This window comes from Allobosea sp., assembly GCF_030694325.1.
In the GTDB taxonomy this organism is placed as follows: domain Bacteria; phylum Pseudomonadota; class Alphaproteobacteria; order Rhizobiales; family Beijerinckiaceae; genus Allobosea.
The window spans coordinates 22,000-32,983 of record NZ_JAUXYO010000352.1; the positions used below are offsets into that span (position 1 = coordinate 22,000).

Annotated in this window: 10 protein-coding genes; 2 read left to right on the top strand and 8 right to left on the bottom strand. The window is 68.4% G+C overall.

The annotated features are described in order from the left end of the window. Window positions 1-14 precede the first annotated feature (14 nt). Genes Q8M82_RS22940 through Q8M82_RS22955 form a run of 4 tightly spaced genes read right to left on the bottom strand, consistent with a single transcriptional unit; the run spans window position 15 to window position 3,909 of the window. On the bottom strand, window positions 15-869 hold the full coding sequence (locus Q8M82_RS22940; protein ID WP_305693604.1) for an ABC transporter permease: 855 nt from the start codon (window positions 867-869) through the stop codon (window positions 15-17). 1 nt (window position 870) lies between these two features. Next, complete coding sequence (locus Q8M82_RS22945) at window positions 871-1,914, bottom strand: extracellular solute-binding protein (protein ID WP_305693605.1); 1,044 nt, start codon at window positions 1,912-1,914, stop codon at window positions 871-873. A 44-nt stretch (window positions 1,915-1,958) separates the two neighbouring features. Then, window positions 1,959-3,056, bottom strand: coding sequence for an ABC transporter ATP-binding protein (locus tag Q8M82_RS22950; protein WP_305693606.1), 1,098 nt, complete (start codon window positions 3,054-3,056; stop codon window positions 1,959-1,961). A 16-nt stretch (window positions 3,057-3,072) separates the two neighbouring features. Then, on the bottom strand, window positions 3,073-3,909 hold the full coding sequence (locus tag Q8M82_RS22955; RefSeq protein ID WP_305693607.1) for an ABC transporter permease: 837 nt from the start codon (window positions 3,907-3,909) through the stop codon (window positions 3,073-3,075). Window positions 3,910-4,118: 209 nt separating this feature from the next. Here Q8M82_RS22955 and Q8M82_RS22960 point away from each other — a divergent pair, with 209 nt between their 5' ends. Together Q8M82_RS22960 and ggt are read left to right on the top strand one after the other, a co-directional pair. Further along, window positions 4,119-5,348, top strand: coding sequence for a metal-dependent hydrolase family protein (locus Q8M82_RS22960; protein WP_305693608.1), 1,230 nt, complete (start codon window positions 4,119-4,121; stop codon window positions 5,346-5,348). Window positions 5,349-5,513: 165 nt separating this feature from the next. Further along, window positions 5,514-7,121, top strand: a complete 1,608-nt coding sequence (gene ggt, locus Q8M82_RS22965) for a gamma-glutamyltransferase (protein ID WP_305693609.1) — start codon at window positions 5,514-5,516, stop codon at window positions 7,119-7,121. A gap of 50 nt (window positions 7,122-7,171) precedes the next feature. Here the strand turns inward: ggt and Q8M82_RS22970 are convergent, their stop codons facing one another. From Q8M82_RS22970 to Q8M82_RS22985, 4 genes are all read right to left on the bottom strand, one after another. Further along, window positions 7,172-8,269 (bottom strand): TRAP transporter substrate-binding protein, encoded by a 1,098-nt coding sequence (locus tag Q8M82_RS22970; protein ID WP_305693610.1) that lies wholly within the window; start codon window positions 8,267-8,269, stop codon window positions 7,172-7,174. A gap of 127 nt (window positions 8,270-8,396) precedes the next feature. Beyond that, on the bottom strand, window positions 8,397-9,293 hold the full coding sequence (locus Q8M82_RS22975; RefSeq protein ID WP_305693611.1) for a ketopantoate reductase family protein: 897 nt from the start codon (window positions 9,291-9,293) through the stop codon (window positions 8,397-8,399). After that, window positions 9,290-10,453, bottom strand: coding sequence for an alpha-hydroxy acid oxidase (locus Q8M82_RS22980; protein WP_305693612.1), 1,164 nt, complete (start codon window positions 10,451-10,453; stop codon window positions 9,290-9,292). The genes Q8M82_RS22975 and Q8M82_RS22980 overlap by 4 nt, the downstream gene beginning before the upstream one ends. A 134-nt stretch (window positions 10,454-10,587) precedes the next feature. Then, a partial coding sequence (locus tag Q8M82_RS22985) for a MaoC/PaaZ C-terminal domain-containing protein (RefSeq protein WP_305693613.1) occupies window positions 10,588-10,984 on the bottom strand: 397 nt, incomplete at its 5' end.

Here is a 10,984-nt window from a genome sequence, read left to right on the forward strand (position 1 = left end):
GCGGGCTTCCAGCTTCACTGGGCCTTGTAGCGGCGCTGGACTAAAAGCCCGGAGATCGCCGTCAGCGAGAGCGTCGTCAGCATCAGGATGAAGGCGATCGCCGCCGCGAAGGGCCAGTTGTTGTTCACGGCGAACTCCCGATACAGCATCGGCGCCATCATCTGGAAGCGGGCGCCGCCCAGCAGGAAGGGCGTCGCATAGGCGTTCATCGCGAGGATGAAGACGAGGATGCCGCCCGTGCCGATGCCGGGGAGGGCCAGCGGCAGCACGACATGCCAGAAGCGCCGCGTCGGATCGGCGCCGAGGCTGTCGGCGGCCTCCTCCAGCCTCGCGTCGATGCCCTCGATCACGCTCTGCAGCGTCAGGATCATGTAGGGCAGGTTGATCGAGAGGATGCCGATGCCGACTGCAAACGAGGTGTAAAGCAGCGAGATGCCGCTGCCGCCGAGCGCCCCGTAGAGAGCATCGACGATGCCACCGCGGCCGAGCACGCCCATCCAGCCGAGCGCGCGCACCGTGGAGCCGATGAAGAGCGGCAGGATGATCAGCAGCACGCCGATCGACTTCCAGCGGCTCTGCGAGCGGGCGAGCTTATAGGCGATCGGGAAGCCGAGGAGCAGGCAGAGCAACGTGGTGACGATGGCGATGCTGAAAGTCGTCCAGAGCACGCCGGTGTAGAACGGGTCGGTCACGAAGCGGAGATAGTTCTCCGGTGTGAAGGCCTCGATCATGAAGGTGCGGCGGTCGTACTTGTTGAGGCTGTAGCGGGCGAGCAGCGCCAGCGGCAGCACCAGCGACAGCATGACGACCAGGGTCGCCGGCCCGATGAGCATGGAAGCGGTGAGCCCCTCGGGCCGGCGCGCGGTCATGTCAGCGCCGATCCAGCAGGCGGCGCCACCAGTCGTTCATGTCGTCGCGGACGGCACTGAGCTGGGGGTAGGGCGCGGGCATCAGCTTGGCTCCGTCCGGCAGGGCGAGGCGCGTGGCGACCTCGCCTTCCAGCGCCGCGTTGGTGATGGTCGGGTGATAGCCCATGCTGTCGGCGAAGCCGCGCTGGGCGCGCGGGTCGAGCGCGGCGTTGATATAGGCGAAGGCGGCGGCCTTGTTGGGCGCGTTCTTCAGCACGCACATGCTGGAGACATAGGTCAGGCAGCCCTCTGCCGGGAAGGACGACTTCATCTCGACGCCGCCCTTGGTCCAGAACAGCACGCGGGCGTGCCAGACGAGGCCGACATCGATCTCGCCGGACTTGATCGCGGGGGCGAAGGCCTCGGTCGAGGTGTAGGCCCTGGCGCCGGCCTTGATCAGCTTCTCCAGGACGGGCTTGACCTCGGCAATCTTGCCCGGGTCGCCCTGCTGCTTCAGCGCGGCGGCCATGGCGACCCAGATGTAGCTGTTGTCGAGGATGCCGACCTTGCCGCCATAGGCCGCCATCTCGTCGAAGCTCTTGGGCGGTGTCTTCACGCGCTCGGGGCTGTAGGCGATGACCTGCGGGCTGTAGATGTGTGGGATCGAATAGGGCGTGGCGAAGGTCGGCTGGACGTATTTGAGGTTCGGTACCTTGCCCTCGTCGAGCGGCTCCAGCATGCCGGAATCCTCGAGGTCGTAGGCGGCGGGCGCCTGCACGCAGATGACATCGACGCTGCCGCGCGGCAGGCGGCGCTGTGCGATCGACTTGGCGACGCGGGTCGGCTCGGTGCCGGCGTCCTGAACGACCTCGATGCCCTTGGGCTTGAGCAGCGGCTCCTCGATGTTCTGGGTCAGCAGCTTGGCGTAGTCGCCGCCCCAGGTGCTGAGCACGCAGCGGCCGGGCTCCTGCGCGCGCAGCACGGCGGGGGCGAAGATCGGCGCGGCGGCGGCGCCTGCGGCGAGCGTCAGGATACGGCGTCGATTGGGGGTGAACAGGTCCGTCATCGTGGTGGCTCCCTCGTTTCTGGTCGTCGTTCGGTCGTCGCGGTTCAGGCTTCGGCGGCGGTCACGATCGCGCCGTTGGGATCGAAGAGGCGCTCGTTCTGGGCGTCCCAGGTGAGGGCGACGCGCTCGCCACGGGCGCGGCGCGTGCCGCCGGTCGCGCCCGTCGGCTCGTGCAAGGCGAGGCTGGCGCCACCCTCGAAGGCGAGCAGATAATCGACATGGCCGCCGACATAGGTGCCGTCCTCGACGGTTGCGGTCGCGCGGGGCGGGGCGACGTCGCCCTCGCCATGCAGGCGCACGCGCTCGGGCCGCAGCGCCAGCACATGCGGGCCGCGCTGGGCATAGCGGCGGGCGAGCTTCATCACCGCGCCACCGGGCAGGCGCAGGCTGTCGGCCTCGACGAGGTCGCCGGCGACGAGATTGCTGTGGCCGATGAAGCGGGCGACGAAGGGGTTGAGCGGCTGCTCGTAGAGCTCCTCCTGCGTGCCGACCTGCTGAACCCTGCCCTCGTTCATCAGCACCAGCCGGTCGGCCATGGTCATGGCCTCGTTCTGGTCGTGCGTGACCATGAGCGCGGTCAGACCCGCGGCGCGCTGGAGCTGGCGGATCTCGCGGGCCACCGACTGGCGCAGATTGGCGTCGAGATTGGAGAGCGGTTCGTCCAGCAGCAGGACCTTGGGGCGGATCGCGAGGGCGCGCGCCAGCGCGACGCGCTGCTGCTGGCCACCGGAGAGCTGGCGGGGATAGCGGTCGGCCATCGTCGTCAGCTTGACCATGTCGAGCGTCTGCTCGAGCCGCGTGTCGATCTCGGCCTTGGGCAGTTTGCGCATGCGCAGGCCGAAGGTGACGTTCTGGGCGACCGTCAAATGCGGGAACAGCGCATAGCTCTGGAAGACCATGCCCATTTCGCGCTGATAGGGCGGCAGCGAGGCGTAGTCCTTGCCCTCGACCAGGATGCGCCCGCGCGTGGCGGCGACGAAGCCGGCGACGAGGCGCAGCGTCGTCGTCTTGCCGCAGCCGGAGGGGCCGAGCAGGACCAGCATCTCGCCCTGGGCCACGTCGAGATTGACGTCCTCGACGGCGGCCGTGGCGCCGTAGAGCTTGGTCAGGCCCTCGATGCGGAGATGGGAGGCATTGCTCATAGAAGGACCCGGCTCATCAGACGACCTTGCTCAGCTTAACGTAGCGGTCGATCGCCAGCAGCAGCGCCGCGATCACCGCGGTCTGCACGACGACGACCGAGGCGACGAGGGGATCGAAGCGGTATTCGAGATATTGCAGCACCGAGATCGGGAAGGTGATCATGCCGGGGCTGATCAGGAACAACGTCATCTCGATGTTCTCGAAGGAGACGATGAAGGCGAAGAGCGCGGCGGCGACGATGCCCTGGCGCATCATCGGCAGCGTCACGCTCCAGAGCACGCGGCCCGGCGAGGCGCCGAGATTGGCGGCTGCCTCCTCGATCGAGCGGTCGAGCTGGACCAGGTTGGCGACGCAGAGCCGGACCACCCAGGGCGTGGTGATCAGCAGATGGGCGAGGATCAGGACCCAGTCGGAGCCGATCAGCGGGAACTGGGTGCGGATCTCGACGTCGACCATCAGGACGTAGAGCCCGAGCCCGATGACGACGCCGGGCACCGTCAGCGGTGAGAGCAGCAGGACGTTCAGAACGCCGCGGCCGGGGAAGCTGTAGCGTACAAGCGCGATGCTGGCGGGCACGCCGATCAGCAGGCTGCAGAGCGTCGCCATGGCCGCGACGCGCAGGCTGGTGGAGAGCGACTGGCCGAATTTCGGGAATTCGGCGAGGCGGCCATACCAGGAGAGCGTGTAGCCGCTGGGCGGAAAGGTCACCACGCCATCGGCGAAGAGGCTCATATAGGCCGTCATCAGCAGCGGGATCAGCATCAGCGCGATGCCGACGAAGACGAGGAGCCGCGTCACCGCCGTCAGGGCCGCAACGGTCCCGGGGCTGCCGGGGATGGCGGCTCTGGGCAAGGTGGCGGCTGTTTCCGGCGGTGCGGACAAGCGGAACCCTCTTCCGTAAAAGCCCCCTCAGCAGACCGGGAAGGGTCGCGTCTGTCAATTGGATAAAATCGCCAATATGCAATTGCCTGGGGTCGGCTTCTGTGGAACCTTGCCGCTCCAGCCTGCCCGGAAATGCGGCCTCAACGGCTCGCTTCCCTTCCTGCTCCGGAGACATTGCGATGAATCTGACCCTGTTCACCGGCGGTCGCTTCCTCGATCCGGAGAAGGACCGGCTGCTCGACGGCGTCGAGGTTCTGGTCGAGGGCGACCGCATCCGTGAGGTCTCGGACCGCCCGATTGCGGCGGCGAGCGCGACGCGGATCGATCTGCGCGGTCGCACGCTGATGCCGGGGCTGATCGACATGCATGTCCATGTCGTCTCGGCTGTGGTGAACGGCGTCGCCAACGCGATGACGCCCTCCTCGCTGGTTGCGCTGCGGGCGGGCCGCGTGATGAACGCCATGCTGATGCGCGGCTTCACCACGGTGCGCGATCTCGGCGGCGCCGATCTCGGGCTCGTGCTGGCGGTCGAGGAGGGGCTGATCGCCGGGCCAAGGCTGATCATCTGCGGCAAGGCGCTGAGCCAGACCGGCGGCCATTCCGACCCGCGTGATCGCTCCGAAACGCGCCCGCTCTACACCGGGCGGCTGGGGCAGGTCGGCCAGCTCTGCGACGGGGTCGACGCCGTCCGCCTCGCTGCCCGCGAGCAACTCCGGGCCGGGGCGACCTTCGTCAAGATCATGGCCAATGGCGGCGTCGCCTCGCCCAACGACCCGATTCATGCGCTCGGTTTTTCGAAGGACGAGATCCGCGCCGCGGTCGAGGAGGCGGAGAATGCGGGTACCTATGTCGCCGCCCATCTCTATACCGACAAGGCGATCGCCCGGGCCGTCGAATGCGGGGTGCATTCGCTCGAGCATTGCAACCTGATCCAGGCGGAGACGGCGAAGAAGGCGGCTGCGGCCGGGGCCTTCGCCGTGCCGACGCTCGCCGCCTATGAGGGGCTGGCGCTGGAGGGTTCGAATTTCGGTCTGCGGCCGGAATCGGCGGCCAAGATCGCGACCGTGCGCAAGGGCGGCATGGAATCGCTGTCGATTATGCGCGAGGCCGGGCTGCCGATGGGCTATGGCTCGGATCTGCTCGGCCAGCTCCAGAAATACCAGACGATGGAATTCGAGCTGCGCTCGCGCGTGCTGCCGATGCAGGAGGTGATGCAATCGGCGACCACCACGGCCGCGAAGCTCTGCCGGATGGAGGGCGAGATCGGCGCGCTGGTGCCAGGTGCCTATGCTGATTTGCTCGTGGTGGACGGCGACCCGCTCTCCGATCCGCAGCTCTTCCAGAATGACGGGCGCGCACTGCGGGCGATCATGCGCGGCGGGCAGTTCTTCAAGAACGAGCTGCACTGAGGCGGTTGATGCTGATCCTCAGCCCTCATCCTGAGGAGCGCTCCGCAGGAGCGCGTCTCGAAGGATGCTTCAGATGGTTCGCGAGCCTCCTGGATCGTCCTTCGAGACGCCGCTTCGCGGCTCCTCAGGACGAGGGTTGTGGTTTGAATCGCTGAAAGGACACCCATGCGCGGAATGATCGTGGCGGCCCAGCCGGAGGCCGCCGAGGTGGGGGCCGACATCCTCAGGCGCGGCGGCAATGCCGTCGATGCCGCCATCGCCTGCGCCTTCAGCCAGGGCGTGGTCGATCCGCAGATGTGCGGGATCGGCGGCTTCGGCGCGATGCAGATCTGCATGCCCAGGCGCGGCGTCCACACCGTGCTGGAGTTCCTGGCACGGGCGCCGCTGTCGGCCACCGCCGAAATGTGGGCCGACCGCTTCGTCGGGCAGACGCGCGACGGCTTCGTCTTCCTGATGAGCGACCATGCCAACGAGCTTGGCTATCTCGCCGCCGGCACGCCGGGCAATGTCGCCGGCTATTGCGGGGCGCTCTCGCGCTTCGGGACGATGGCGCTGCCGGAGGTGGTGGCGCCGGCCATCCGCCAGGCGCGCGAGGGCTTCGTGGTGCGCCCTTACGTGCATTACTACTGGGCGATCGACCAGCGCTCCACGGGCCAAGTCAATACCGAGGACAAGCTGCGGCTGAGCGAGACCGGCCGGGCGATCTATTTCCATCCCGATGGCAGTCTCAAGCGCCCCGGCGACGTCGTCGCCAATCCCGATCTGGCGCGGACGCTGGAGCGGATCGCGACCGGCGGCGCACAGGCCTTCTACACCGGTGAGATCGCCCGGGAGATCGCGGCGGACATGGCGGTCAGCGGCGGGCTGATCACGCTGGACGATCTGGCAGCTTACCGCGTGCGGGAGAAGGCGCCGATCTGGGGCACCTATCGGGGCTTTCGCATCGCCGGCAATCCGCCGGCGGCCGGTGGCGCCTCGCTGATCGAGCTGCTGCAGATCCTGGAGGGGTTCGATCTCGCGGGCCTGTCGCATAACGGGCCCGAGCATATCCGCATTCTCGCCGAGGCGATGAAGTGGATGACGATCGACAAGGACGCCCATATGGGCGACCCCGACTTCGTCGACGTGCCGCTCGACCGGCTGCTCTCGCCGGCCTATGCCGCCGGGCTCGCCGCCCGCATCCGGGCCGGCGAAAAGGCCATTGTGCCGCGCTCGGAGCTCGCCAAGGACCCGCCCGACACCACCGTCTGCTGCGTGATGGACGAGGAGGGCAATGCGGTCACGATCACGCACACGCTCGGCCAGCCTTCGGGCGCGATCACGCCGGGGCTGGGCTTCATGTATAACGGCACGATGAGCGGTTTCGACCCGCGGCCGGGTCGCGCCGCCTCGATCGCGCCCGGCAAGGCGCGCGGCAGCGCCATGGCGCCGACGATCGTGTTCGAGGGCGAGCAGCCGGTGATCGCGATGGGGGCTCCAGGCGGCACCTTCATCGTGCCCGCCATCGCGCAGGCGCTGAGCAATGTCATCGACTTCGAGATGAGCATGGCCGAGGCGGTGGCGGCGCCGCGCATCGTCTGCCTGAGCGACACGATCGACGTCTCCAACCGCGTCCAGCGCGGCGTCACCGACGAACTGCAGGCGATGGGCTACGCGATCGCGCGCTCCTACCAGTCCTTCGCTTTCGGCGCGCCCCACGGCATCAAGGCGGAAGGCGCCGGCTGGTCGGGCGGGGCCGACCCGCAGCGGGACGGCATGGCCATCGCAGTCTGAGGATAAGAGCCGGAGGCGCCCGCAGGGGCGCCCCCGAAATATGTGTGTGATCAGCCGTCCTGCCAGCGCTGCTGCAGCGCCGTCGCCGACATCAGGTCGAAGGAGAGGTCGGAAATCTGCCAGAAGCGCGTGCTGTCCTGCTGGAAGGCCCAGAGGTGGTCGTAGATCTTCTTGAAGGCCGGGTTGGCGGCCGACATCTCGGCATAGAGATCCTTGGTGTGCTTGTAGCTCGCCCGCAGGATGTCGTTGGGCAGCGGGCGCAGCTGTGCGCCGCCGGCGATCAGGCGCTTCAGGGCCGGCGGGTTGAGCGCGTCGTATTTCGCCTGCATGTCGTGGCCGGAGGCCATCGCGCAGGTCTTGAGCACCCGCTGATAGGTCGGAGGCAGGCTGTTCCACTTCTCCAGGTTGATGAAGAAGCTCAGCTCCGCGCAGCCGTCCCAGAAGCCGGGATAGTAGTAATACGGCGCGACGCGGGCGAAGCCGAGCTTCTCATCGTCATAGGGGCCGACGAACTCGACGGCGTCGAGCACGCCGCGCTCCAGCGCCGGATAGATGTCGCCGGCGCCGAGCTGCTGCGGCACCACGCCCATCTTCTGCAGGACGTTGCCGCCGAGACCGCCGATGCGCATCTTCAAGCCCTGGAGATCGGCCGCCGACTTGATCTCCTTGCGGAACCAGCCGCCCATCTGCGCGCCGGTGTTGCCGGCCGGCAGATTGTAGATGTTGAACTTAGAGTAGAACTCGTTGAGCAGTTCGAGGCCGCCGGCATGGAACAGCCAGGCCTGCATCTGGCGGCTGTTGGGCCCCCAGGGAATGACCGTGCCGAAGGCGAAGGCGGTGTCCTTGCCGATGTAAAAATAGGAGCCGGAATGGCCCATCTCGACCGTACCGTTGGTCACGGCGTCGGCCACCTGGAGAGCGGGCACGATCTCGCCCGCCGCAAAGACCTGGATCTTGAACTTGCCGTCGGTGACGGCCGAGACCGCTTCCGACAGATGCGTGCAGGCGCCGTAGAGCGTCTCCAGCGACTTGGGATAGCTCGAGGCCAAGCGCCAGGTCACGGTGGGCGTGCTCTGGGCGATTGCCGGGGACGCGATTCCGGCCGCGGCGCCGAGGCCGGCGCCCTTCAAGAACAATCTGCGCTTCATGGGTGTCGTTTCCTACCGGTGGTTTCTTATGGCGCCGTCTCTGGCGTAGCGGCAGCTTGGCATGGCGCGGTCGCAAGCGACAACGCGCGCCGGCGCATGACGGCCCGGCGGCGTAGGAGCCGGTGGCTCAGGCGCCCGCGCGCTCTTCCATCAGCTTGACCATCACCGTCAGCAGGCGGTTGGCCGGCGTCGCGACGCCGAGCCGCTCGCCGGTCCGGACGACAAAGCCGTTGAGATGGTCGATCTCGGTGCGCTTGCCGCGGGCGATATCCTGCGCCGTCGAGGAGGACTGCGCCGGCATGGCTGGAGCGAGTGCCAGGACGGTGTCGAGGATCTCGGGGCCGATGGCGATGCCGGCGGCCTGCGCCACCGCGCGGCATTCGGCGACGATGTCCGCCATGCTGGCGCGCACGCCCTCGACCGCGATCATGCGGCCATAGGGAAGCTGCGGGATCGCCGAGAGCGCGTTGTAGGCGCAGTTGACGATCAGCTTGGTCCAGAGCGCCCCGATGACGTTCTCCGAGACCTCGGTGGGGATGCCGGCCCGGCCGAAGCGCTCGGCGATGGCGGCGCTGGTCGCGCCGGGGCCGATGACCAGTTCGCCGCGGCCGTGATGGCGGACATGGCCCGGGCCGGGCATCTCGACGGCGACATAGACTGCGGCCGGGATCACCGGGCGGCCGAGGACGTCCTGCAGGCGCTGGGCGTTGTCGACGCCGTTCTGGAGGCTGATCACCGTGGTGTCGTGAGCGAGATGGGGCGCGATGGTGCGTCCGGCCTCTTCGGTATCGCCCGATTTCACGCAGAACAGCACGATCTCGGCGCCCGCGACGCCGGAGGGCTCGGTCGTGGCCGTCACCGGCAGTGCTTCGCTCGTCCCCCGCGCCTCGAAGACGAGGCCGTGCCGCTCGATCGCCGCGACATGCGGGGGCCGGGCGATCAGCGTCACGCCATGGCCGGCGCGCGCCAGCATTGCACCGTAATAGCAGCCGACGCCACCGGCCCCCATGATCGCGATGGTCATCGGTTGGTTTCCTGCCTGGGCCAGAGGTGGTCGGGGCCGATCTCCGAGGGATCGGCGCAGCCGAGATGGATCTGCGTGTTGATGAGTTCCGCTCGCAGGATCTCGATGATCGCCCGCGGGCCGTCGGACAGTCCGAGCGCGGCGATGGCGAACAGGAAGGGCCGCCCGAGCAGGACGAAATCGGCGCCGCAAGCGAGGCTGCGGGCGATGTCGTCGCCGGTGCGCACGCCGCTGTCGAGGATCAGCTTGAGCGTGTCGCCGCAGGCCTCGCGGATGCGCGGCAGCACCTCGATCGAGGATGGCGCGGAGTCGAGCTGGCGGCCACCATGGTTGGAGACGACGATTCCGTCGGCGCCGAGGCGCTCGGCCCGAAGCGCATCCTGCGGGCTGAGGATGCCCTTGAGCACGAGATGATGTGGCCAGGCTTTGCGGATCGCTTCGATGCGCCCCCAGTCGAGGCCGGGACAGGAGAGCTGCCGCGAGACGAATTCGGCATGGGCGAGGCCGCTCAGCGACCCCTTGTTCTCGACGAAATTCGCCATGCCCGGCCGTTCGCCGCGCGCGGCCCGCCAGAGCCAGCCGGGGTGGCGCGCAACATCGAGGATCGTTGCGAGCGAGGGCTTCAGCGGAATGGCGAGGCCGTTGGTCAGGTCGCGCACGCGCCGTGCTGGCACGGGGATGTCGACGGTGACGACAAGAGTCGTCACACCGGCCTTCAGCGCCCGCTGCATCAGCCCGGCGGCGATGGTCTCGTCGGCGCCTGGATAGAGCTGGAACCAGAGATTGTCCTGGGCGATGCCGGCGATCGTCTCGATCGAGGTCGTGGCGGCGGTGGAGAGGACATAGGGGATATTCTGCGCCCGGGCCGCCGCTGCGAGCGCGCGGTCGGTGCCGGGGCAGACGAGATCGGCGAAGCCCATCGGGGCAACGCCGAAGGGCGCGCCATAGCGGCGGCCGAAGAGCGTGACCTCGGTATGGGCGGCGGCGCAGTCGCGCAGGGCCTGCGGCATCAGCGCGATGTCGCTGAAGCGCGCCCGGTTGCGGGCCACCGCCTGCTCGGCGCCGGCGCCGCCCTCGATGAAATCATAGACCGCTCGTGGCAGGCGCTTGCGGGCGCGCGCCGCCATCTGGGCCGTGCTGAAGATGCGGGCTGCCGCCATGATGCGCTCCTCCCGGAGATGTCTGGCGGGCGGCTCTCTCGGCCACCTCGCGCACCCTCCCTACAAGCTGCGCCGGACTCGCAGAAGCGTCACGACCGCGCGGGGCCTCGTCGGGGAAAGCAGGGCGGGCGACGTCAGCCCGGCTTGCGCTCGACGAAGACGCAGCCGTCGAAGCTGAAGACCTCCTCGCCGTTCTGGTTCACGCCGGTGTTGCGGTGGAAGAACAGGCCCCATTGCGGGCGCGAGGAGCTGGCGCGCTTGTCGGTGACCTCGGAATGATAGGTGATGCGGTCCCCGGCGAAGACCGGCCGCGTCCAGCGCAGGTTTTTGAAGCCGGGCGAGGGGCCGAGGCGCGGCGCGCGGCCTTCACCGAAGGCGGCGAGCTGGCGGCGGCGATGGGTGACCATGGTCGCCATCCAGACGGAGGCCGTGTGCCAGCCTGAAGCCGCGAGCCGGCCGAAGGAGGAGGCCGCCGCCGCCGCCTCGTCCATATGGAAGGGCTGGGGGTCGAAGGACCGGGCGAAGGCGATG

Coding starts and splice junctions, on each gene's coding strand:
- Q8M82_RS22940 (WP_305693604.1), bottom strand. CDS start 869: ATGACCGCGCGCCGGCCCGAGGGGCTCACCGCTTCCATGCTCATCGGG.
- Q8M82_RS22945 (WP_305693605.1), bottom strand. CDS start 1,914: ATGACGGACCTGTTCACCCCCAATCGACGCCGTATCCTGACGCTCGCC.
- Q8M82_RS22950 (WP_305693606.1), bottom strand. CDS start 3,056: ATGAGCAATGCCTCCCATCTCCGCATCGAGGGCCTGACCAAGCTCTAC.
- Q8M82_RS22960 (WP_305693608.1), top strand. CDS start 4,119: ATGAATCTGACCCTGTTCACCGGCGGTCGCTTCCTCGATCCGGAGAAG.
- ggt (WP_305693609.1), top strand. CDS start 5,514: ATGCGCGGAATGATCGTGGCGGCCCAGCCGGAGGCCGCCGAGGTGGGG.
- Q8M82_RS22970 (WP_305693610.1), bottom strand. CDS start 8,269: ATGAAGCGCAGATTGTTCTTGAAGGGCGCCGGCCTCGGCGCCGCGGCC.
- Q8M82_RS22975 (WP_305693611.1), bottom strand. CDS start 9,293: ATGACCATCGCGATCATGGGGGCCGGTGGCGTCGGCTGCTATTACGGT.
- Q8M82_RS22980 (WP_305693612.1), bottom strand. CDS start 10,453: ATGGCGGCAGCCCGCATCTTCAGCACGGCCCAGATGGCGGCGCGCGCC.